We start from the raw sequence: 22593 nt of genomic DNA on the forward strand, positions 1-22593 counted from the left end.
GATTCATCGCTCAGCCGACGGGTATGGCTGTCCAGAACTGCCGCGCGCCCTCCCTTCCCCCTGTGTGGGGGAGGGAGACGCGTGTGGGCCCGACCGTTGCCCGCATCCGGCAGGGATGCGTGAATCCGCAAGCCTCTGCGGGCGAGGCGGCGCCCTTGGCTGTCCCTTCCGCGGAACGGACGATAATCCCCTTGCGAAGCGTGAAGCATCGCGGACAGGCAGGAGCGGGCCGATGGTAGAGAAGAGCGGTGGGCTCGACACCCTGGAGACCCCCTGCCTTCTGCTGGATAGCGACCGGCTGAAGGCCAACGTGGCCGCCATGCGCGCGCGGCTCGACGGGCTCGGCGTGGTCCTGCGCCCGCATCTCAAGACCGCCAAATCCCGCGACGTGGCCCAGATCGCCATGGCGTCCGAGGCCGGTCCCGCGACGGTCTCGACCCTGCGCGAGGCGGAATACTTCGCCGAGGGCGGCGTCCGAGATCTGATCTACGCGGTGGGGATCGCTCCGCAGAAGCTGGAGCGCGTCGGGGGGATCCGCCGGGCGTGGCAGACCGATCTGGCGATCATCCTCGATTCGGTGGAGCAGGCGCAGGCCGTGGCGGACTGGAGCCGCCGCAATGGGGACCGGCTGCCGGTGCTGATCGAAGTCGACGCAGACGGACATCGCTCCGGGGTGACGCCGCAGGATTCCGCGCGGCTCGTCGCGATCGGACGCGTCCTCGCCGAGGGCGCCAGCCTGCGCGGGGTGCTGCTGCACGCGGGCGACAGCTACGGGCTGAGCGACCCGGGTGCGCTGCGGGCGGCCGCGGAGGCCGAGCGCACGGCCGCGGTGACGGCGGCCGCGATGCTGCGGGACGCCGGCCTGCCCTGCCCGGTGGTCAGCGTCGGCTCCACGCCGACCGCGCGCTATGCGCATCGACTGGACGGCATCACGGAGGTCCGCGCCGGCGTCTTCATGATCGGCGACCTGTTCCAGGCCGGCGTCGGCTCCTGCGCGGTGGACGACATCGCCCTCACCGTCCTGACGACGGTGATCGGACACCAGCGGGAGAAGGGCTGGATCATCACCGATGCCGGCTGGATGGCGCTGTCGCGGGACCGGGGCACGGCCCGGCAGGCGGTCGACCAGGGCTACGGCGTCGCCTGCGACCGCGCCGGCCGCCCCTATCCAGACCTGATCGTCCGGGATGCCAACCAGGAGCACGGCATCCTGGCCGTCCGGACGGGCTCTGCGGCCGCCCTGCCCGACCTGCCGGTCGGCGCGCGCCTGCGCATCCTGCCGAACCACGCCTGCGCCACCGGCGCCCAGCATGATCGTTACCACGAGATCGCGGGCGGCCATCTGACGGGCGCGGTCTGGCCGCGCATCAACGGCTGGTGAGCCGCGGTCCGAATCGGGACCTGCCGCTCAAGGGCGCAGGGCCGGCGTGATCGCACCCGTGGCCACGGGATCGCCCGCCGCCACGCCGACGATCGGCTGCGCCCGCTGCCGGTCGAGCTTGTCGGCCGAGACGAGTGCCGCGGCGATCAGGGCCGCCACCGCCAGCGTCGCCTTCACGATATCCCAGACCCGCGCCAGCATGGCTCAACCTCAACGGCGACAGGATACGAGTCGCGGACGCCTCGCAGGAGACATCCGCGCGCCTCGAAACCTGGGACGTGGGGCTTGCGCAAACCTTACCAGGCCGCCGCATCGGCTCCATTCGACGGACCCTGATGCGGCGGTGCATCATCCGCCGGTACCGCCCCGGGCCGGGGCGGGTGCCGGCTCCGTCGCGGCCTCCGCGGCCAGCGCCTCGAAGACCAGGCTGTGCCGCTGCGCCAGGGCGTCCACGTCGGTGGCGTATCCGCCGCCGATCACCGCCACGAGCGGGATCCCACGGGTACGGGCCTGCGCCACGACGAAGCGGTCCCGCGCGAACAGGCCCGCATCCGTGAGGCAGAGCCGGCCCAGACGGTCGTCCCGGTGCGGATCGACGCCGGCGTTGTAGAACACGATGTCCGGCGCGAGCGCGTCGAGCAGGTGCGGCAGGCGCGCGCGCAGCACGTCGAGGTAGCCCTCATCCCCCAGCCGGTCCGGGAGGCCGATATCGAGATCGCCGGCGATCTTCCGAGAGGGGTAATTGTTCTCGCAGTGGATCGAGAGCGTGAACAGGTCCGGACACAGGGCGAGGCAATCCGCGGTGCCGTCGCCCTGATGGACGTCGAGGTCGACGACCAGAGCGCGCCGCACCAGCCCCTCGGCCTGGAGCGTGCGCGCCGCCACCGCGACGTCATTCAGCACGCAGAAGCCCGCCCCCTGCTCGCGGCGGGCATGGTGGCTGCCGCCGGCGGCACTTCCGGCGAGACCCTCGGCGAGGGCGAGGCGCGCCGCCAGCAGGGTCCCGCCCACGGAGCTGCGCGAGCGCCGGACCACCGCGGCGTCGATGGGCAGGCCGATCGCCCGCTCGACCTCACGGCTCACGGTGCCGGTCAGGACCGCCTCCACATAGGCGGGGTCGTGGGCACGGACGAGGATATCGGCGGAGGCCGGTTCCGGCGTGACGAAGCCGAGCGGCGCGAGGCCCCGGGCGATCAGCGTTTCGGCGAGCAAACCGTATTTCCGCATCGGAAAGCGATGGCCGGCGGGCAGGCTCGCCTCGTAGGCGGGATGGAACGCGATCGGCGGAATCATGCGGCCGTGCCGAGATCGGCCAGGATGGAACCGGCGAGCGCCGCGCCGCTGTCGTAGGCGGCCTCGATTCGCCCCCCGAGGCACCAGTCGCCGGCCGCGCCGAGCCGCAGGGCCGGATCGTACAGGCTCGGCACCCCCAGGGGATGGTCCACCTGCGCGTAGCGCCAGCGATGGGCCTCCGCATGGGTCGGATGCAGGACGATGCCGAGGTCGCGCTCCGCGCCGGCGAGCAGCGCCGCGACGATCGTCTCGTGCGGCTCCTCGAGGTGGACCCGCGACCAGGCCGCCGTCGCGTGGATCGTGAGGCGCAGCCCCCCGGGCCGGCCCGGCTTCGACGCGTCGAGGGCGATCAGACCGACCGGATCTTCCCGGGGTTCGATCAGCGCCTCGGATGCCGCGCCCGGGTTCGCGACCATCAGCGACCAGCACGGTGCGTAGGTCGCGGCCTCAATGTTTGGCAGCGCGAAGCCGGACGCGTCGAGCAGGGCCTTCACCTGCGGCGCGGGACAGGTGAGCGCGACGGCGTCGAACGGGCCGTGGGTCGTCCCCGTGGCGGTGTCGAGGTGCCAGCCGGCTCCGGTCCGGCGGACCCGCGTGATGGTGACGCCGCTCGCTACGGGAAGCCCCGCCAGGAGCGCGCGGACCGGAGCGGTCATATCGGGGATTCCGACCCAGCGCGCGGCACCCGCCCAGGGCGCGACGATTCCCCGTTGCTCCCACTCCGCCAGCCGCGCCGCGAAGGCGGCCCCGTGGGCCCGCATGAACTGGGCCCCGTGGTCGAACTGTAGCGACCCGCACCGCCGGGTCGCCATCCGGCCTCCGACCGCGCGCCCCTTGTCGAACACTGCGACGCTCAGCCCGGCCTCCGCGAGGCCGCGTGCCGCCGCCGCGCCCGCCATGCCGGCGCCCAGGATCGCCACGCTCCGAGGCTCACTCACGGCATCGCCCTGTTCGAGGAGCGGCCCGCAGAGCCGCATCTCGGCCAAGATAGGGATGGCCCAGGCCGGCGTCAGCGCGACCGTCTGCCCTTAATGGTTGTCACGGGCGCGGTGATCGATGCCGGCGCGGGCCGCGGCTTTGGTGCGGGTAGAGGGAATCGAACCCCCACGCCTTGCGGCTGGCGATTTTGAGTCGCCCGCGTCTACCAGTTCCGCCATACCCGCCTGCCCGGCGCTCTTCGCACAGGTCGGCGGCGGCGGCCAAGCGTATTTTTCGCGCGTCGCCGCGATCTGGCCAAGCCGCAGCGCCTATGCTCAAAGGGCGGCCGATACCTCGATCCGGGACACCGAATGCTCCGCCGGCTCTACGCGTGGATCCTGGCCCTCAGTGTCAGGCCCTCCGCGCCCTACGCGCTCGGCGCCGTGGCCTTCGCGGAAAGTTCGTTCTTCCCCGTGCCGCCGGACGCGATGCTGGTGCCGATGGCGGTGAGCCGCCCGGACCGGGTCTGGCTCTACGCCACCATCGCGACCGTCGCCTCGGTCCTCGGCGGCCTCGTCGGCTACGCGATCGGGGCACTTCTGTTCGACTCGGTCGGGGAATGGCTGATCCGCCTCTACGGATTGCAGAACTCGGCGGCGACCTTCCAGGAATCCTATGCCCGGTACGGCCACTGGGTGATCCTGCTGAAGGGACTGACGCCAATTCCCTACAAGCTCGTCACGATCACGTCGGGCTTCGCCCATTACAGCCTGTTCTGGTTCACAGTGCTGTCGATCATCACCCGGGGCGCCCGGTTCTTCATCCTGGCCGGTCTGCTCGGGCGTTACGGGGTCCAGATCCGCGGCGTCCTCGACCGGCACCTCAACGTCGTGGTGGCGATCTCCGTGGCGCTGGTCGTCCTCGGTTTCCTGCTGTTCAAGGTGATCTTGTAGCGATGAATACGGCCGCTGCGCTTCGTCTCAAGACCGCCGGCCTGTGGCTGGCGATCCTCTCCGCCCTGACGCTCTGTGCCGCGCTGGTGATGCAGTACGGATACGGCTACGCCCCGTGCAAGCTCTGCCTCACGGAGCGCCTGCCCTACTACGCGGCCCTGCCGCTGGGCGTGATCGCCCTGTTCGTGCCGGAGCGGCTTGCCCGGATCGCCCTCGGGCTCGCGGCCCTCGGCCTGCTCTACGGGGCCGGGATCGGCGTCTATCACGCGGGCGCGGAATGGGGCTTCTGGCCCGGACCGACCGATTGCGGGGGCGGCACGGGGGCCAATCCGGGTCAGGTCGGGGATTTTCTCAATGCCCTGCAATCGACCAAGGTGGTGGATTGCTCGGTGGCCGCCCTGCGCGTGTTCGGGCTCTCATTGGCCGGCTGGAACGCCCTCGTGGCCTTCGCGCTGGCCTCGCTGGCCGGAACGGCCGCGGCGCGACCCTGACCCGCTGCGGGGCGGCCGGCCCCGGCGCCGCGCCTCCCGCTGAAGGCCCCTGGTCGGGATGATCGCCTAGTTGCGGTCGTCCGGCAGGATCGGGAGTGCGGCCACCTCGATCCCCTCGTCGATGAGGGCGCGCGCCTCGGCGGGGCTCGCCTCTCCGTAGATCGAGCGGCCCTCCGCCTCACCGTAATGGATCCGGCGCGCCTCCTCGGGGAAGCGCGTGCCGACATGCTCGGAACTCGCCACGACCTGCTCCCGCAGGGCCCGCAACATCGCCCGCACCTGCCGTTCGGGTTCGGCGATCAGGGTCGTCGGCGCCTCGACGACCGGCGCCGGGGGCACGGAGGCGCCGCGGTCACTGCGCGCAATGCTCGGCACCATCAAGGCCTTGCTGACCGAGGCGCTGTCGCAGACTGGGCAGGACACGAGCCCGCGGGCAACCTGCGTGTCGTAGGAATCGGAGGACGGGAACCAGCTCTCGAAGCCGTGCCCCGCCTCGCAGACGAGACTGTACCGGATCATACTGTCGCTTTTCGCGGTGCCTATTGTGCCGGCACGACCGGACGGCCGATCCGTTCGACGGTGAAGGTGCGTCCGTGCTGCAGGGACGGGATCCGGGCCCGGGCGTCTGCCACCTGAGCCCGGTCGATCTCGGCCAGGACGATCCCGGGTTCGTCGCCGCCGGCATCGGCTAAGACCCGGCCCCAGGGATCGACGATCAGCGAATGGCCGAAGGACTCGCGTCCGTCCTCGTGGACGCCGCCCTGTGCCGCCGAGATCACGAAGGCCCCGGTCTCGATCGCCCGCGCCCTTTGCAGGATGTGCCAATGAGCCGCACCGGTTTGACGGGTGAAGCAGGCCGGTGCGGTCAGCACCTCGGCGCCGGCCTCGGCGAGCGCCCGGTACAGGCCGGGGAAGCGGATATCGTAGCAGATCGTCAGGCCGATCGCGGCCAGGGGCGTGGCGGCGACCACAGCACAGGTACCGCCGGTATAGGTCGCCGATTCCCGCCAGCGTTCGCCGCTCGGCAAATCGACATCGAACAGGTGGAGCTTGTCGTAGGCAGCCAGGATCCCGCCATCGGCGTCGATCAGGTACGCCCGATTGGCGATCCGGTCGCCCGCCCGCACCGCGATGGACCCGACCTGCACCACCGTGCCGGTCTCCCGGGCGGCCTCGCGCAGGGCTGCGAGCGTCGGATCGCGGTCCTCCGTGGTGACATGCGCGAACAGCCGCTCCCGGTTGCGCTCCACCAGCGAGGTCATCTCGGGGGTCTGCACGTAGGCGGCCCCCCGGGCCGCCGCCGCGCGCACGCCCGCCACGGCCGCGTCGCGGTTCGCGGCCGGGTCCCGACCCGAACGCATCTGCACGCAGGCGGCCGTGAAGCAGGCCTCAGGCATCGGCGGTGTCTTTCAGGAGGCGGTCGAGCGTGCCGGCCCGTTCCAGCGCGTAGAGGTCGTCGCAGCCGCCAACATGCGTGGCACCCACGAAGATTTGCGGAACGCTGGTGCGGCCGCCCGCCTTCTCGACCATGGCGGCGCGGGAGCCCTGCACGCGCTCGACGTCGATCTCCTGGAAGGCGGCACCCTTCTCCTTCAGCAGGCTCTTGGCCGCCGAACAATAGGGGCACCACGCCGTGGTGTAGATGGTGACCGGCTGCATGGCCTTCGACGTTCCGCGCGTGATCCCCCACCATATTGGGGCGCGAAGAGCGAATTGCCTATGCCCGCGGGGTCACAGGCTTACCTGTAACCACCGGAACCCGGGTCGACGCGAAGGCGCTCAGGCGGCGAGCAGCTTCTCGACCTCGTTGACCAGATCGCGCAGGTGGAACGGCTTCGAGAGGACCTTCGCATCCTTCGGCGCTTTGGAATCCGGGTTGAGCGCGACCGCCGCGAAGCCGGTGATGAACATCACCTTGATATCGGGGTCGAGTTCGGTGGCGCGCCGCGCCAGCTCGATCCCGTCCATCTCGGGCATCACGATGTCGGTCAGCAGGAGCTCGAAGGGCTCCTCGCGCAGGCGATTATACGCAGAGAGGCCGTTGTCGAAGGACAGGACGTCGTAGCCCGCGTTCTGGAGCGCCTTGGCGAGGAACCGGCGCATGTCGTTGTCGTCTTCCGCCAGCAGGATTTTCATCGGCCGGATCCGCGCCTTCGTGTCAGGGTGTTGATCCCATAAAGGGAGGCGATGGTAAACAAGGTGTTAGGATCATCGCCGCAGGGTGCGTTCGGAATCCCCCGAACGGCACCGTCGACCGCCGCCGCGCAGTGGACAGGCGGGCGAACGCACACCACACTGCGCGCTTGCCGTGCCTGTTCCGTCGCCGGGTTGTCCACGCATCGATGAGCGCTCCCGAATCGGTAAAGCCAGACGCCTTCGGATTCGCCCCGCCCTATGCGGTCGACGAACCCGCGGCGCACACCCTGCCGTTCGTGTTCAATACCGGTCATTCCGGGTCCGTCTACCCCCCGCATTTCATCGCCGCGTCGCGTCTCGATGCCCTGACCCTGCGCCGGTCGGAGGACGCGCATGTCGAGCGCCTGTTCGCGCCCGTGGTCGAGCTCGGCGCGCCGCTGCTGCGGGCGAACTTTCCCCGGGCGTTCCTGGACGTGAACCGCGAGCCGTTCGAGCTCGACCCGCGCATGTTCGACGGGCGGCTGCCGGCCTTCGCCAACACGCGTTCGATGCGCGTCGCCGGAGGGCTCGGGACGGTTCCGCGCGTCGTCGCCGACGGACAGGAGATCTACGCCCGGAGGTTGCCGGTGGAGGAGGCGACCGCGCGGATCGAGGGCCTGTACAAGCCGTATCACCGGATCCTGCGCGGCCTCATCCAGCGCACCACCCAGCGCCATGGCCATTGTGTGCTCATCGACTGCCATTCCATGCCGTCATCGAGCCTGGGGCGCGATACGGAGATGAAGGCCGATGTCGTGCTCGGCGACCGGTTCGGGACCGCCTGCGCCCCCGCGCTGATCGACGGGTTCGACAGCGCCTTCCGGGCACGCGGCTTCAACGTGGTGCGCAACAAGCCGTACGCGGGCGGCTTCATCACCGAGCATTACGGCGAGCCGAACCTCGGACGCCACGCCCTCCAGATCGAGGTCAATCGCGCGCTCTACATGAACGAGACGAGCCTCGCGATGCATTCCGGGTTTCCCGGACTTGTGGACGCGCTGCGCGCCGTGATCGGCGAAGTCGCGACCGGACTGGGTGATCTCGCGTCGCGCCGGATGGCCGCCGAATAGAGACGATCCCGCGAACCCGCGGTCCCCAAAACAAAAAAGGCCACTCCCGAAGGAGCGGCCCGAAGTCTAGGGAGGAAACGCCCAAGAAGGGCTGCGAAACCGCGACGCCATCGCGATCCCGCAACGCACAAAATAAAGTGCGCCGCACAAGACGCAAGGGCTAAATCGCGGCGGCTGCCGCATCCGACGCATAGCTGCATGGCAGTCAACGAGCGGTCCTCTCGGGGAACCGTGGCCGGAGCGATCAGCCGCAATTTCTCAGGGGCGGTGCCCCGCTCAACCGTGCTCCTTGAGGAGCTTGGCGATCTCGGCCTTCAGCGGCCCCGCCAGATCCTTGCGCTCCAGCGCATAGGCGAGGTTCGCGGTAAGGAAGCCGAGCTTCGAGCCGGTGTCGTAGGTCCGCCCCTCGTAGTGCAGGCCGAAGAAATCCTGGGTCTCCATCAGGTCGATCATGGCATCGGTCAGCTGGATCTCGCCGCCCGCGCCTTTCTTGCCGTGCTCCAGGATCCCGAAGATTTCGGGCTGCAGGATGTAGCGGCCGGAGATGATGAAGTTCGAGGGCGCCGTGCCCTGTTTGGGCTTCTCCACCATGCCGGTGATCTGGAACGACTGGCCGTAGGTCTCGCCGACGCTCACGATCCCGTACTGATGGGTCTCCTCGGGTGCCACCTCCTCGACCGCGATGACATTGCCGCCGTGGCGCTCGTAGGTCGCCAGCATCTGCTGCATGCAGCCGCGGCTCAGCATGTCCGGAAGCAGAACGGCGAAAGGCTCGTCGCCGATGATCTCCCGGGCGCACCACACCGCGTGGCCGAGCCCGAGGGGTGCCTGCTGGCGGGTGAAGCTCGTCTGCCCAGCCCGGGGCAGATCCTTCTTCAACTCCTCATAAGCGGCTGTCTTGCCACGTTCCTGCAGGGTGTGATCCAATTCGAACGCGATGTCGAAATGGTCCTCGATGACCGCCTTGCCGCGTCCGGTCACGAACACGAAATGCTCGATGCCGGCTTCCCTTGCCTCGTCGACGACGTGCTGCACCACCGGCCGGTCCACGACGGTGAGCATCTCCTTCGGGACTGCCTTGGTCGCAGGCAGGAAGCGCGTGCCCAGGCCCGCGACGGGCAGGACGGCCTTGCGGATCGGTTTCATCGATCGGTAACCCCAAGGACAGAATGGAACGACGTGGTCGACGCTTCACAGTGACAGGTTCGACGCGCTCCGCGCCGAGCCCGCCACCCACGCCGGTGGCCGGTGCGCCAGTGAGACAGGCTAACGCGGCGCGTCGCAAGGGCTCGATGTGGATAGTATGGGTTAGCCTGCCGTAAATATACCGTCTGCAACCACGTAAGCAGGCTTACTGGCGACGGCTTTTGGGGGGATGACATGGCGGTCCTTGTAACGGGCGGCGCCGGCTACATCGGCAGCCACATGGTTCTGGCCCTGCTCGACGCCGGCCACGAGGAGGTCGTCGTTCTGGACGATCTCTCCACCGGCTTCGACTGGGCGGTTCCGGAGGGCGTCAAGCTCGTGCAGGGCGACGTCGCCGATCAGGCCCTCGTCACCCAGACGATCCTGCAGCACCGGATCGACGCCCTCGCCCATTTCGCCGCCAAGATCGTGGTGCCCGAATCCGTCGCGGACCCCCTCGGCTATTATCTCGCCAATACCGTGAAGACCCGCGCCCTGATCGAGGCCGCGGTCCGGGCGGGCGTGCGGCACGTGATCTTCTCCTCCACGGCGGCCGTCTACGGTGAGCCGGAGATCGTACCCGTCCCCGAGGACCTTCCGCTCAGGCCGATCAACCCCTACGGCCGCTCGAAGCTCATGAGCGAGTGGATGATCGCCGACGCGGCGGCGGCCCACGGCTTCTCCTACGTGATCCTGCGCTATTTCAACGTTGCCGGTGCCGATCCGGGCGGCCGGTCCGGCCAGTCGACACCGAACGCCACGCACCTGATCAAGGTCGCGACGCAGGCGGCCCTGGGCCAGCGCGAGCGGCTCGACGTCTACGGGACCGATTACCCGACGCCGGACGGCTCATGCCTGCGCGATTACATCCAGGTCTCGGACCTCGCCGAGGCGCACCGGGTGGCACTCGACCACCTGCGGTCGGGGGGCGAGAGCCTGACGCTGAATTGCGGCTACGGGCGCGGCTACTCGGTGCTCGACGTGATCGCGGTGGTGAAGCGGCAGTCCGGCCGCGAATTTCCGGTGCGGCTCTGTCCCCGCCGCGCCGGCGATCCGGCGCAGATCGTGGCCGAGGCCGGGCAGATCCGCGCGCGGCTGGGCTGGCAGCCCCGCCACGACGACCTCGACACGATCGTGGCGCAGGCGCTCGCCTGGGAGGATCGTCTGTCGAAGCGCAACCGGATCTGACCGGATGCCATCGCGCAGAGGGTTGCTCGCGGCCGTCCTGGGCCTCGCGGCTGCAACGACGCGTGCCGGGGCGGACGCTCGCCCTGAGGGTGCCTTCCGGTCCTTCATCGACGGCCTGCGCCCCGATGCCGCGGCCCGGGGCATCGCCGCGGAGACCTTCGACGCGGCGTTCCGCGGTGTGACGGCGCCGGATCCCGGCATCCTGGCCCGGACCCGCCGCCAGAGCGAGTTCGTGCGCCCGGTCTGGGACTATCTGGTCGGCACCGTCTCGGCCGGCCGGATCGCCAAGGGAAGTGCACGCGCGGCTGCCCTGGCCGGGCCGCTCGCAGCGATTGAGCGCCGCTCCGGGGTGCCAGGTCCGGTGGTCCTGGCCATCTGGGGGATCGAATCCGATTTCGGCGCCAGCGCGGGGGGGATCCCGACCATCCGGGCCCTCGCGACCCTGGCCGCGGCCGGTCACCGGGGCAGCCTGTTCCGCGACGAGTTGCTCGCGGCGCTCATCATCCTGCAACGGGGCGACGTCACCCCGGAGCGGATGAGCGGAAGCTGGGCGGGCGCCATGGGCCAAGTCCAGTTCCTGCCTTCAACCTATCTGGCGCATGCAGTCGATTTCGACGGCGACGGCCGGCGGGATATCTGGACCAGCGCGACCGATTCGCTGGCCTCCATCGCGGCCTATCTGAAGGATCTCGGCTGGGATCCCGCGCTCTCGTGGGGCTACGAGGTGCTGTTGCCGGGCGATTTCGATCTGGCACGCTACACCGGCGACCTCGCCGCCTTCGCCGAGCGGGGCGTCCGGCGTGCCGACGGCCACCCGCTGCCCCCCCGCGGCCGCGCCAGCCTGTTCCTGCCCGGGGGCCGGGGCGCACCCTCCTTCCTGATCACCGACAATTTCGAGGTGATCCGGGGCTACAACACGTCCGATTCCTACGCTCTGGCGGTGGGCCATCTCGCGGACCGGCTCGGCGGCGGCCCCGCGCTGGCCGCGGCTTGGCCCGCGGCGGCGGGCCTCGACGGGCCGGGCCTGCGGGCGCTGCAGACCGGACTCGCGGCGGCCGGCTACTATGACGGGCCCAAGGACGGCCGCGCCGGGCCCAAGCTGCGCGAGGCGGTACGCCGTTACCAGATCGGCGCGGGCCTGCCGGCCGACGGATACGCGACGACAGCCCTCCTCGCCCATGTCGCGGGTCGCGGGGTGCCCGGACCCTGACCGCGATCACGGTTTAGACCGGCCAACGCCTTGGCCCTATAGTGCGGGTGATAAGGACGGCGTCGTTCCCGATGAAGAAGACAGGATGCGCATGAAAGTCGGTCACCGAAGTGGCGCGATCCGCCCTGTTCAGCTGGCCCTGGCCGGCGCGCTGGGGCTGATCGGCGTGCCGCTGCTCGGTGGCGCCCAGGCGCTGGCGCAGTGGGGCGACGGGTACCAGCAGCCCGGCAATGGCGCCTACTACGAGGCGCCGCCGCGCCGGCGCCCCCGGGACGCCTATTACCGGGATGACGGCAATTACGGGCGGCAACAGCCCCGCTACGCGCCGCCGCAGGAAGCGCCGCGCCAATTCTACTGGCCCTGGGAGGACCGTCCGCAGCCGGTCGCCCCGCCGCCCGAGCGGACCTATCGGGCTCCGCGCCCGCGCAACACCTACGCCCCCACCGAAGCGCAGCGGCCGGTGCCCGCCATCAAGCACCGGGTGCGCCCAGCCCGGGCCCCGACGCCGCCGAAGCCCGCCGTCGCCAAGACCGAGCCGCACGTTCAGATCGCGGTGTTCGGCGATTCCCTCGCCGACCACCTCGCCAAGGGCCTCGACGACGTGTTCGAGGACAATGCCGACGTCGCCGTCATCGATCGCGCTAAGGGCGACAGCGGTCTCGTGCGCAAGGACGTGGTCGACTGGCCGAAGGCGGTGCAGGATTATCTGCAGGCGAACCCGAAGGTCCGCTACGCCGTGGTCATGATGGGGGCCAACGACCGCCAGCCCATCCGCGAGGGCGACGAGACCGCCGATCCCCTGACGGACCGCTGGCGTACCCTGTACCGGGCCCGTGTCGACGCGCTGGTCAAGGTGTTCGCCGACCGGAAGCTGCCGCTGATCTGGGTCGGGCTTCCGCCGATGCAGAGCGACGCGTTGAGCCGCGACCTGGCCGCCGTGAACGACATCGTGCGCGACAGCGTCACCAAGGCCGGTGCGACCTATGTCGACATCTGGCCCGGCTTCGTCGACGACCGGGACCGGTATGCTGTTTCGGGGCCGGATCCGGAGGGTCAGATCGCCAAGCTCCGCACCGCGGACGGCGTCCACTTCACCAAGGCCGGCGACCGGAAGCTGGCACATTTCGCCGATGTCGAACTCAAGCGCCTCATGGGTACGGCGCCGGCGCAGCCCGACCAGCCGTCCGCCGCCGTGGCGCCGAGCGCCGCGCCCTCGGTCTCCGGCCCGAGCCTCGACGGGACCGGGCAGCCCACCGACACGGCGGCCATCGACCGGCAGATCACCGCGATGCTGCCGAGCCTGCCCGAGCCCCCCGGCGTGCCGGCCCTTCCGGTCAAGCCCGCGGCGGGTCCCGTCGTGCCGTTGAGCCGGATGGAGGTCTCGCCCGGGGGCACCCTGCTGAGCGGCCGCCCCCGGGACGCCGACAACCTCGGCACCGTGGAGCGGACCCTGCTGCGTGGGAACGCCCCGATGCCGCAGCCCGGCCGGGCCGACGATTTCCGCTGGCCGCCCGGATGAGGCTGGAGCGGTCCTCTTCGGCCTGAGCGCGCCGGCGCCGGTCCCGATCGCGCCTATCGCGGCAGGACGCTCGCGCCCATCAGCGTCTCATCGATGGCGCGGGCGGCCTGACGGCCCTCGCGGATCGCCCAGACCACCAGGGACTGGCCCCGGCGCATGTCCCCCGCGGCCCAGATCTTCCCGTCCGAGGTGCGGTAATCCTCCTCGTTGGCCTCGACGTTGCCGCGCTTGCTCACGCCGATCCCGGACTGCTCCAGGAGCCCCCTCTGGACGGAACCCGCGAAACCGATCGCCATGAAGACGAGGTCGGCCGGGAGCACGAATTCCGAGCCGGGCATGGGTTGGCGCTTGGCATCCACCCGGGCGCAGACGACACCCGTGAGCTGACCCTTCCTGTTGCCCTCGAGCCGCAGGGTCGCGGCCTGGAACTCGCGCTCCGCGCCCTCGGCCTGGCTGGAGGAGGTCCGCATCTTCGTCGGCCAATAGGGCCATACGGTGAGCTTGTCCTCCCGCTCCGGCGGCCGCTGGCGGATGTCGAGCTGCGTCACCGACAGGGCGCCCTGCCGGAACGCTGTGCCGACGCAGTCGGAGGCCGTGTCGCCGCCGCCGATGACGACCACGTTCTTGCCGGCGGCGAGGATCGGCGGTTCGCCGTTACCGGGCATGGGCTCCTGGCTCACGCGCCGGTTGGACTGGATCAGATAGGGCATCGCGTAGTGGACGCCGTCGAGATCCTGGCCCGGCAGCTGCGGATTGCGCGGATCCTCGGCCCCGCCGCAGAACATCACCGCGTCGAACTCCGCCTTCAGCTCGTCGACCGGCTTCGTCACGCCGATATTCTGATTGTAGTGGAAGACGACGCCCTCGGCCTCCATCTGGCGCACGCGCCGGTCGATATGGCGCTTCTCCATCTTGAAGTCCGGGATGCCGTAGCGCAGCAGGCCGCCGGCCTTGGGCTCGCGCTCGAAGACGTGCACGTCGTGCCCGACCCGGGCGAGTTGCTGGGCGGCGGCCAAGCCGGCCGGGCCGGAGCCCACGACCGCGACGCGCTTGCCGGTGCGGGTCTCCGCCGGCTCGGGCTTCACCCAGCCCATGTTCCAGGCGCGGTCGGCGATCGCCTGCTCGATCGTCTTGATCGCCACCGGCTGATTCTCGAGGTTGAGCGTGCAAGCCTCCTCGCAGGGCGCGGGACAGATGCGGCCGGTGAATTCGGGAAAATTGTTTGTGGAGTGGAGGTTGCGCGAGGCCTCCTCCCAATCCGACTGGAAGACGAGGTCGTTCCAGTCGGGGATCTGGTTGTGGACCGGGCAGCCGGTCGGACCATGACAGAACGGGATGCCGCAATCCATGCAGCGCGCGGCCTGTTTGGTCAGGTCGTGCTCGTCGAGCGGCAGGGTGAATTCGCGGAAGTGCCGCACGCGGTCTGCGGCGAGCTGATACTTCTGCTCCTGCCGGTCGAATTCGAGGAAGCCTGTGATCTTGCCCATCGTGCTCGTCTCTTCCTGCCCGTGTCGCGACGGGACCAACCACCACCCACACGAGCCGGATGTCCGCTCGTCGTAACTCCGCTCAGACCCGTTCAGGATGTTCTGCCAGCCATTCCCGTAGGGCCACCTCGATCTGAATCTGCCAGTCCGCCCCCCGGGCACGGAACGGCTCAATGAGCGCAGTCGGAAGGTCGACCCGCTCCGTATTCCCCGCGCGACCGCTGGGGCGGATCAGAGAGCCGCCGACCCTAACATCGGCCTCGGCAAACCAGCGCTCATCCAGCTCGGGAGCGTCGTCCGGATCCCAACCGATCTCATCAGGGGAGATCTGCCGATCTGAGCCGTGCGCCGTAGCGCGCTTTCTCTCGGTCATTGGCCTTCCTCAAGCTGATGATCCGCCGATCGCCGTCTCGTTCCGTCCAGACTGTCACGACGAGACGGTCATCGATATAGCCGACCGTCACCCATCGGGACTCGCCGTACTCACCCCGCGTGTCCTGGCGGGTCAGCTCGGTCCCCGTGAAGATCTCTGCACACCGTTCGAAATCGAGACCGCGGTCACGCAGCGTGCGAGCCCGCTTCTCGACATCGTAGACGATACGCATGGGGACCGGGGATTTTCGCCTTCCCTATTCCGCCGCCACCGGCATCCGCGCCATCTCCATCTCGCGCAGGGCCCGCCGGTACTCGACCGGCATCACCTTGACGAACCCCGTGCGGAAATGCGCCCAGTCGTCGAGGATCTGCTTGGCCCGCGGGCTGCCCGTGTACTTGAGGTGGTTGGTGATGAGCTGGCTCAACCGCTCCTCGTCGTGGCCCGACATGTTCGCCAGGATGTCGACGCGCCCTTTGGTCTCAAGGTCGCCGTCCTGGTGGAAGCGGCGCATCAGGTCGTCCTCCTCCTCGACAGGCTCCAGATCGACCATCGACAGGTTGCAGCGGGCCGAGAACGAACCGTCCTCGTCGAGCACGTAGGCGATGCCGCCCGACATGCCGGCCGCGAAGTTGCGCCCGGTCTCGCCGATCGACACGACGACGCCACCGGTCATGTACTCGCAGCCATGGTCGCCCATGCCTTCGACCACAGTGATCGCGCCCGAGTTGCGCACGGCGAAGCGCTCGCCCGCGGAGCCGCGGATGTAGCACTCGCCGGCGATGGCCCCGTACAGCACGGTGTTGCCGACCATGATGGTCCGGTCCGCCGGAGAGCGGAGCGCGTCACTCGGCCGGATGATCAGCTTGCCGCCCGACAGGCCCTTGCCGACATAGTCGTTGCCGTGGCCCGTCAGCTCGATGGTCACGCCGGCCGCCACCCAGGCGCCGAAGCTCTGGCCGGCGGTGCCGGAGAGCTTCACCACGATGGTGTCGTCGGGCAGGCCCTCATGGCCGTGGGCCTTCGCCACCATACCGGACAGCATCGCCCCGGCGGCCCGATCCGAATTGCGGATCGTATCGGTGACGACCACCGGTTCCCCGGTCTCGATGGCGTGCCGGGCCCGCTCGATCAAGCGCCGGTCCAGGACCGTCTCGATCGGGTGGTGCTGACGCTCGACGTGCCGGATCGGCGTGCCCTCGGCCACCTTCGGCCGGTGGAACAGCTTGGTGAAGTCGAGCCCCCGCGCCTTCCAGTGGGAGATCGCCGCGACCTTGTCGAGCACGTCCGAGCGGCCGACCGCCTCCTCCAGCTTGGTGAAGCCCAGCGACGCCAGAATCTCCCGCACCTCCTCGGCCACGAAGAAGAAGTAGTTCACCACGTGCTCGGGCGTGCCCTTGAAGCGCTTGCGCAGCACCGGATCCTGCGTGGCGACGCCCACCGGACAGGTGTTCAGGTGGCACTTGCGCATCATGATGCAGCCGGCCGCGATCAGCGGAGCCGTGGAGAAGCCCATCTGGTCGGCGCCGAGCAGGGCCGCGATGACCACGTCGCGCCCGGTCCGGATGCCGCCATCGGCCTGGAGGGCGACGCGCCCGCGCAGGCCGTTGAGCACCAGGGTCTGCTGGGTCTCGGCCAGACCGGTCTCCCAGGGACCGCCCGCGTGTTTGAGCGAGGTCAGCGGCGCCGCGCCGGTCCCGCCGTCATAGCCCGAGATGGTGATGTGATCGGCCCGGGCCTTGGCGACGCCCGCCGCCACCGTGCCGACGCCGACCTCGGAGACGAGCTTCACCGAGACGTCCGCCGCCGGGTTCACGTTCTTCAGGTCGAAGATCAGCTGGGCCAGATCCTCGATCGAGTAGATGTCGTGGTGCGGCGGCGGCGAGATCAGGCCGACCCCCGGGGTGGCGTAGCGGACCTTGGCGATCTTGGCGTCGACCTTGTGGCCGGGCAGCTGGCCGCCCTCGCCGGGCTTGGCGCCCTGCGCGACCTTGATCTGCATCATGTCGGAATTCACGAGATATTCCGTCGTGACGCCGAAGCGGCCCGAGGCGACCTGCTTGATCGCGGACCGGCGCGAGCGCCCGTCCGGCAGGGGCTTGAACCGCTCGACCTCCTCGCCGCCCTCGCCCGAATTCGACCGGCCGCCGAAGGAGTTCAGCGCGATGGCCAGCGTCTCGTGGGCCTCCTTGGAGATGGAGCCGTAGGACATCGCCCCGGTGGCGAAGCGCTTCACGATCTCGGAGGCCGGCTCGACCGAGTCGAGCGGCACCGGCGCGCGGCCGATCTCCTCCGCCCCCTTGATGCGGAACAGGCCGCGCAGGGTCTTGAGCTGGTTCTCCTGGCGGTTCACCAAACCCGCGAACTCGCGATAGCGCGCGGGCACGTTGAGGCGCACCGCGTGCTGGAGCGTCGCCACGGTGTCGGGCGTCCAGGTGTGGGTCTCGCCGCGCAACCGATAGGCGTACTCGCCGCCGACATCGAGGGCGTTGCGGTAGACCGGGGCGTCGCCGAAGGCATCGCGGTGCCGGCGCACCGTCTCCTCGGCGACCTCGGCCATGCCGACGCCCTCGATGGTGGTGGCGGTCCCGAAGAAGTCGCGGCTCACGAACTTCGAGTTCAGGCCGACCGCATCGAAGATCTGCGCCCCGCAATAGGACTGGTAGGTGGAGATGCCCATCTTGGACATCACCTTCAGCAGCCCCTTATCGATCGCCTTGACGTAGCGGTAGATGATCTCGTCGTCGGTGAGGTCCGGCGGGAATTCGTCCTTCATCGCCAGCAGCGTCTCGAAGGCGAGATAGGGATTGATCGCTTCGGCGCCGTAGCCCGCCAGACAAGCGAAGTGATGCACCTCGCGCGGCTCGCCGGACTCGACCACGAGCCCGACAGAGGTCCGAAGGCCCTTGCGGATCAGGTAATTGTGCACGGAGGCGGTGGCCAGCAGGGCCGGGATCGGGATCCGGTCCGGCCCGACCGCCCGGTCGGTGAGCACGATGATGTTGTAGCCGCCCCGCACCGCCGCCTCGGCCCGGTCGCAGAGCCGGTCGAGGGCGCCGTCCATGGCCTGAGCGCCCATCTCGGCCGGGTAGGTGGTGTCGAGGGTCTTGGTGTCGAACCGGTCCTCGAAATGGCCGATCGAGCGGATCTTCTCCAGGTCGGCGTTGGTGAGGATCGGCTGGCGGACCTCCAGGCGCTTGCGCCGGGACGCGCCCTCCATGTCGAGCAGGTTCGGCCGCGGACCGATGAACGAGACGAGGCTCATCACGGCCTCCTCGCGGATCGGGTCGATCGGCGGGTTGGTCACCTGCGCGAAATTTTGCTTGAAATAGGTGTAGAGCAGCTTCGACTTCTCGGAGAGCGCCGAGAGCGGCGTATCCGTGCCCATCGAGCCGACCGCCTCCTGGCCGGTGACCGCCATGGGCTGCATCAGCAGCTTGAGGTCTTCCTGCGTGTAGCCGAAGGCCTGCTGGCGATCGAGCAGGCCGACGTCGCCGCGCGATTCGCGCGGCTGCACCGGGCGCAGATCCTCCAGCACGATCTGGGTGTTCTTGACCCAGTCGGCATACGGATGCGCGGCCGCGAGCTCGCCCTTGATCTCCTCGTCGGAGACGATCCGGCCCTTCTGGAGGTCGATCAGGAGCATTCGGCCCGGCTGGAGCCGCCAGGACTGGACGATCTTCTCGTCCGGGATCGGCAGGGTACCCATCTCGGAGGCGAGCACCACGAGGCCGTCGTCGGTGACGATGTAGCGGGCCGGGCGCAGGCCGTTCCGGTCGAGGGTCGCGCCGATCTGGCGGCCATCCGTGAAGGCCACGGCGGCCGGTCCGTCCCAGGGCTCCATCAGGGCGGCGTGGTACTCGTAGAAGGCGCGCCGCTCCTCGCTCATCAGCGGGTTGCCGGCCCAGGCCTCCGGGATCAGCATCATCATCGCGTGGGCGAGCGGGTAGCCGCCCTGCACCAGGAACTCCAAGGCGTTGTCGAAGCAGGCGGTGTCGGACTGGCCCTCGTAGGAGATCGGCCAGAGCTTCGAGATGTCGTTGCCGAACAGGTCGGAATCGACGCTCGCCTGCCGGGCCGCCATCCAGTTGACGTTGCCGCGCAGCGTGTTGATCTCGCCGTTATGGGCCACCATCCGGTACGGGTGCGACAGGCGCCAGGTCGGGAAGGTGTTGGTGGCGAAGCGCTGGTGCACTAGCGCGATCGCCGAGACGAAGCGCTCGTCCTTCAGGTCGAGGAAGTAGCCGCCGAGCTGCGTGACCAGCACCATGCCCTTGTAGACGATGGTCCGGGTCGAGACCGAGACCGGATAGAACTCCTTCACCCGCGGGTCGTCGAGGCCGTAGACCCGGTTGGAGATCACCTTGCGGGCGACGTAGACCCGGCGTTCGAACACGTCCTGATCGGTCACCGAGGCCGGGCGGCCGATGAAGACCTGCCGGTGATGCGGCTCGGTCGCCTTCACGGCCACGCCGAGATCCTCCGGATCGACCGGCACATCGCGCCAGCCGAGCAGCGGAAGCCCTTCGGAGGCGAGGACCGATTCGATGATCTCCTGGATGATCGCCCGGGGCTCCTCGGCCTTGGGCATGAAGAACTGGCCGATGGCGTAGGCGCCCGCCGGCGGCAGCTCGAAGCCGAGACGCGAGCATTCCTCGGCGAAGAAGCCGTGCGGGATCTGCGTGAGGATGCCGCAGCCGTCGCCCATCTTGGGGTCGGCGCCGACCGCGCCGCGGTGGTCGAGGTTCTCGAGAATCTTCAGACCCTGCGCGACGATCGCGTGGGTGCGGCGGTCGTGCATGTCGGCGATGAAGCCGACGCCGCAGGCGTCGTGCTCGTTGGCCGGGTCGTAGGCGCCCTGCGAGGCCGGCAGCGCCGGGTCGCGCACGATGAGCGGCATCGCGCCGCCGCGCGGGGCGGTGGCCTCGACCGGGGAAGCGGCGGGCACTTCGGCGGCTCTGCGTTGCGACATGCTTCGATTCGTCCTTCCCTCGCCTCGCCCGTCCGTGGACGCGTCGCCCCTAGACGGACCCGCCTTGACGCTGCGAGCATGTTTCGTGCCCGCAGGCCGTCGGCACCAGTCGCTCCGACCTCATGTCGCAGGCCATCCGGCCGGTCCACGGGGACACGTCCAGCAGCTTGCATTCATCGAGGACCCTGACCGCTCGGGGAGCGGTGCACTGGCGCGCCCGTATCCGTCTGCCGGATGTCTCGCCTGCGCGCGAGTCGGAGACGGCCGGGGTGCACGGCCGATGGGACAGTTGTGCTGTCCTAAGTCGCGAAATTGCCAGATTGAAATGCTTTCAGCAAGAGACCGTCGACGCTGGGTTCCGGGGTGCGGTCCGGGCGCCGGACCCGGCCTCCGCAATCTCGCCCGAATCGCACGCTCTACCCACCGGGCCGAGCACAAGCGGCATGCGGGGCAACGACCTCGCCGGCATGGTCGAGGTCCGGGTTCACCGGCCCGGACCATGCCGGGACCGGACACTCTGCCGGGTCTCCAGAACGGGAACGCACAAGAGTGACGATGATCAGGACGGCGGCACGCCTGCGGACGACCACAACCCGGGCGCTCTGCGCCGCGCTCCTGTCCGGGTGCGCCCTTCTGGGCCTCGGCCACGACGCCAGCGCCCAGTTCTTCGAGGAAGAGGTGATGCCCCCGCGGGTCGTGGCGTGGCGCCTCGCCGACCAAGGGTTCACCGGACTGAGCCGGCCGCGCTACGACGGCCGCGTCTATGTGGTCGAGGCGGTCAGCCCGGCGGGCGCGCCGATGCGGCTGTTCGTCGACCCCGCCAGCGGGGGGATCGTGGGCCGTCAGCGGCTCGGCACCCCGGACACCTATGCGCGCCTGGAACGCCCCGCCCCCGGCTTCGGCTGGACCGAGGAGGAGGCCGTGCGCCGGCCGATCCCGCGCGCGCCCGGGGAGGTCCCGGCCCTGCGGCTCCCGCACCGGCCGTCCGGCGAAGCCCTCCGGCCGGAGGGCGGCCCCGACGGACTCAACCCCGATAGTGCCGGTCGGAGCCTGCCGCCGCGGAAGGTCGCACGCGCCGTACCGCCGCGGGCGCCCGAGTTGCGCGCGATCCATCGCGCCTCGCCCGAGGCGCCGGCCCCGAAGATCGCCCCCGCCGACACCGTAAAGAGCGAGACGCCCGAGACCAAGTCGGCGGCGATCGAGAAGGCGCCGCCGGTGAGGCCCGCCGCCCCCGTGGCCAATCCGGTCACGCCGGCCGAGGGCGCCGTCGCCGAGGCGGCCAAGCCCGCGACCAAGGATTGGAAGGACCCGCCCACCGACCGGAAGCCCGTCCGGGTGATCGGCGGCGCCACCATCGTCCCGGGTCCGTCGGAGAAGGAACCTGCCGCGGCGCAATAGCGCGCTACGTGTCGGCGAGCCGCTCCGCGCCGGTGAAAACCGTGACCGTGTCGGCGCGGGCGATGGCGCAGAGGGTGATCCCGTGCGCCCGGGCGCGTTCCAACGCCAGGGAGGTCGGCGCCGAGATCGCCACGATCACGGCCGCCCCGAGACGGGCGGCCTTCTCGACCATCTCGAACGAGCAGCGGCTGGTGATCACCAGGAATCCCCGGTCCACCCGCATCTCCCCGCGCATCAGGGCGCCGATCAGCTTGTCGAGGGCATTGTGGCGGCCGACATCCTCGCGCACGGCGACGAGGGTGCCATCGAGCTCAGCCCAGGCCGCGGCGTGGACCGCCCGCGTCTCCGCCCCGAGGGTCTGCGCCGCGTCGAGTCCCGCGAGGGCGCGGGCGATCGCCGGCAACGGGACCCGCAGGTCCGCCGCCGCCCGCATCGCGGCCCGCGGCAAGTCGGCCAGATCCTCGATGCCGCACACGCCGCAGCCGGTGCGGCCGCTGATCGCACGCTTGCGGGCGAGGTGCTCGCGGAGCCGGCCCGGGGCCAGATCGACATGCAGCCGCAGCCCCTCCGGTCCGGCCTCGACCCGCGTCCCGCGGATTTCCGCGGCATCCTCGATGATCCCCTCGGTCAGGCTGAACCCATAGGCGAAATCCGCGAGATCGGCCGGCGTGGCCATCATCACGGCGTGGGGCACGCTGCCGTAGACCAGATTGACGGGGGCCTCGACCGCCAGGGCCCGGGTTCCGGACCGTTGCTCGGCCCCCGTATAGGCGACCACCCGCATGGGCACGTCCACCGCGCAGGGCGGCAGGCCGGGGGGGCGATGATCGGTGTCGCTCGACATGCGGCCCTCCGGTGGCGTCGCGCACAGCTATCCGTCACCGCACCGGGGAGGCAATGGCACGGACCGGCCGGAAAGCGTGCGATGCGACGCTTGTGCGGTTGCACCTCGACGGCCCTTGTGGTCTGAAGCCCCGGTC

21 protein-coding genes and 1 tRNA gene are annotated in these 22593 nt (G+C 69.9%); 8 read left to right on the top strand and 14 right to left on the bottom strand.

Features of this window, described 5'->3' with window-relative positions; genetic code table 11:
- The first annotated feature begins 232 nt into the window (after positions 1–232).
- Positions 233–1381: an alanine racemase gene (locus tag AC3IF1_RS26490; RefSeq protein WP_489220014.1), complete on the top strand. Its 1149-nt coding sequence runs from the start codon at positions 233–235 to the stop codon at positions 1379–1381.
- 27 nt (positions 1382–1408) lie between these two features.
- Here AC3IF1_RS26490 and AC3IF1_RS26495 read toward each other — a convergent pair whose 3' ends face one another.
- The 4 genes from AC3IF1_RS26495 to AC3IF1_RS26510 form a co-directional block, all read right to left on the bottom strand.
- Entirely contained in the window at positions 1409–1582 is a 174-nt protein-coding gene (locus AC3IF1_RS26495; RefSeq protein ID WP_489220015.1) for a hypothetical protein, read from the bottom strand.
- Between the two features lie 147 nt (positions 1583–1729).
- Complete coding sequence (locus tag AC3IF1_RS26500) at positions 1730–2674, bottom strand: histone deacetylase family protein (RefSeq protein WP_489220016.1); 945 nt, start codon at positions 2672–2674, stop codon at positions 1730–1732.
- On the bottom strand, positions 2671–3612 hold the full coding sequence (locus tag AC3IF1_RS26505) for an NAD(P)/FAD-dependent oxidoreductase (RefSeq protein ID WP_489220017.1): 942 nt from the start codon (positions 3610–3612) through the stop codon (positions 2671–2673). The genes AC3IF1_RS26500 and AC3IF1_RS26505 overlap by 4 nt, the downstream gene beginning before the upstream one ends.
- Positions 3613–3752: 140 nt before the next feature.
- A tRNA-Leu gene (locus tag AC3IF1_RS26510) sits at positions 3753–3837 on the bottom strand.
- 126 nt (positions 3838–3963) lie between these two features.
- Between AC3IF1_RS26510 and AC3IF1_RS26515 the strand changes: the two genes are divergently transcribed.
- Positions 3964–4545 (top strand): YqaA family protein, encoded by a 582-nt coding sequence (locus AC3IF1_RS26515; protein ID WP_243965033.1) that lies wholly within the window; start codon positions 3964–3966, stop codon positions 4543–4545.
- 2 nt (positions 4546–4547) lie between these two features.
- The gene (locus tag AC3IF1_RS26520; RefSeq protein WP_489220018.1) at positions 4548–5036 is read left to right on the top strand and encodes a disulfide bond formation protein B; all 489 of its coding nucleotides are present in this window, start codon (positions 4548–4550) and stop codon (positions 5034–5036) included.
- Positions 5037–5102: 66 nt separating this feature from the next.
- On the opposite strand, the gene AC3IF1_RS26525 is transcribed toward AC3IF1_RS26520, so the two are convergent.
- The 4 genes from AC3IF1_RS26525 to cpdR form a co-directional block, all read right to left on the bottom strand.
- Entirely contained in the window at positions 5103–5555 is a 453-nt protein-coding gene (locus tag AC3IF1_RS26525; protein WP_489220019.1) for a DUF1178 family protein, read from the bottom strand.
- A gap of 20 nt (positions 5556–5575) precedes the next feature.
- Positions 5576–6433, bottom strand: a complete 858-nt coding sequence (locus AC3IF1_RS26530) for a carbon-nitrogen hydrolase family protein (protein WP_489220020.1) — start codon at positions 6431–6433, stop codon at positions 5576–5578.
- Complete coding sequence (gene grxC, locus AC3IF1_RS26535; protein ID WP_243965026.1) at positions 6426–6695, bottom strand: glutaredoxin 3; 270 nt, start codon at positions 6693–6695, stop codon at positions 6426–6428. Before grxC ends, AC3IF1_RS26530 begins: the two co-directional genes overlap by 8 nt.
- A gap of 120 nt (positions 6696–6815) precedes the next feature.
- Positions 6816–7172, bottom strand: a complete 357-nt coding sequence (gene cpdR, locus AC3IF1_RS26540; RefSeq protein ID WP_003603128.1) for a cell cycle two-component system response regulator CpdR — start codon at positions 7170–7172, stop codon at positions 6816–6818.
- Between the two features lie 206 nt (positions 7173–7378).
- Between cpdR and AC3IF1_RS26545 the strand changes: the two genes are divergently transcribed.
- Positions 7379–8281 carry an N-formylglutamate amidohydrolase gene (locus tag AC3IF1_RS26545; protein WP_489220021.1) on the top strand — a complete coding sequence of 301 codons (903 nt, stop codon included), beginning with the start codon at positions 7379–7381 and terminating at the stop codon, positions 8279–8281.
- A 276-nt stretch (positions 8282–8557) separates the two neighbouring features.
- Here AC3IF1_RS26545 and galU read toward each other — a convergent pair whose 3' ends face one another.
- Entirely contained in the window at positions 8558–9427 is an 870-nt protein-coding gene (gene galU / locus AC3IF1_RS26550; protein ID WP_243965023.1) for a UTP--glucose-1-phosphate uridylyltransferase GalU, read from the bottom strand.
- 234 nt (positions 9428–9661) lie between these two features.
- On the opposite strand from galU, the gene galE reads away from it, so the two are divergent.
- The 3 genes from galE (at position 9662) to AC3IF1_RS26565 (ending at position 13383) form a co-directional block, all read left to right on the top strand.
- Positions 9662–10654, top strand: a complete 993-nt coding sequence (gene galE / locus AC3IF1_RS26555; protein WP_489220022.1) for a UDP-glucose 4-epimerase GalE — start codon at positions 9662–9664, stop codon at positions 10652–10654.
- Between the two features lie 4 nt (positions 10655–10658).
- Positions 10659–11864, top strand: a complete 1206-nt coding sequence (locus AC3IF1_RS26560) for a lytic murein transglycosylase (RefSeq protein ID WP_489220023.1) — start codon at positions 10659–10661, stop codon at positions 11862–11864.
- Between the two features lie 85 nt (positions 11865–11949).
- On the top strand, positions 11950–13383 hold the full coding sequence (locus AC3IF1_RS26565) for an SGNH/GDSL hydrolase family protein (protein ID WP_489220024.1): 1434 nt from the start codon (positions 11950–11952) through the stop codon (positions 13381–13383).
- Positions 13384–13436: 53 nt separating this feature from the next.
- Here AC3IF1_RS26565 and AC3IF1_RS26570 read toward each other — a convergent pair whose 3' ends face one another.
- The 4 genes from AC3IF1_RS26570 to gltB all read right to left on the bottom strand — a co-directional run bounded on the left by AC3IF1_RS26570 (position 13437) and on the right by gltB (position 20215).
- The gene (locus AC3IF1_RS26570) at positions 13437–14870 is read right to left on the bottom strand and encodes a glutamate synthase subunit beta (RefSeq protein ID WP_243965017.1); all 1434 of its coding nucleotides are present in this window, start codon (positions 14868–14870) and stop codon (positions 13437–13439) included.
- Between the two features lie 82 nt (positions 14871–14952).
- Positions 14953–15243 carry a hypothetical protein gene (locus tag AC3IF1_RS26575; RefSeq protein WP_489220025.1) on the bottom strand — a complete coding sequence of 97 codons (291 nt, stop codon included), beginning with the start codon at positions 15241–15243 and terminating at the stop codon, positions 14953–14955.
- On the bottom strand, positions 15188–15475 hold the full coding sequence (locus tag AC3IF1_RS26580; protein WP_489220026.1) for a BrnT family toxin: 288 nt from the start codon (positions 15473–15475) through the stop codon (positions 15188–15190). The genes AC3IF1_RS26575 and AC3IF1_RS26580 overlap by 56 nt, the downstream gene beginning before the upstream one ends.
- A gap of 24 nt (positions 15476–15499) precedes the next feature.
- Positions 15500–20215, bottom strand: a complete 4716-nt coding sequence (gltB, locus tag AC3IF1_RS26585) for a glutamate synthase large subunit (protein WP_489220027.1) — start codon at positions 20213–20215, stop codon at positions 15500–15502.
- Between the two features lie 555 nt (positions 20216–20770).
- Here gltB and AC3IF1_RS26590 point away from each other — a divergent pair.
- Entirely contained in the window at positions 20771–21613 is an 843-nt protein-coding gene (locus AC3IF1_RS26590; protein WP_489220480.1) for a hypothetical protein, read from the top strand.
- Positions 21614–21617: 4 nt separating this feature from the next.
- On the opposite strand, the gene fdhD is transcribed toward AC3IF1_RS26590, so the two are convergent.
- On the bottom strand, positions 21618–22457 hold the full coding sequence (gene fdhD / locus AC3IF1_RS26595; protein ID WP_489220028.1) for a formate dehydrogenase accessory sulfurtransferase FdhD: 840 nt from the start codon (positions 22455–22457) through the stop codon (positions 21618–21620).
- Positions 22458–22593 lie beyond the last annotated feature (136 nt).

This window comes from Methylobacterium sp. E-012 (assembly GCF_057836545.1).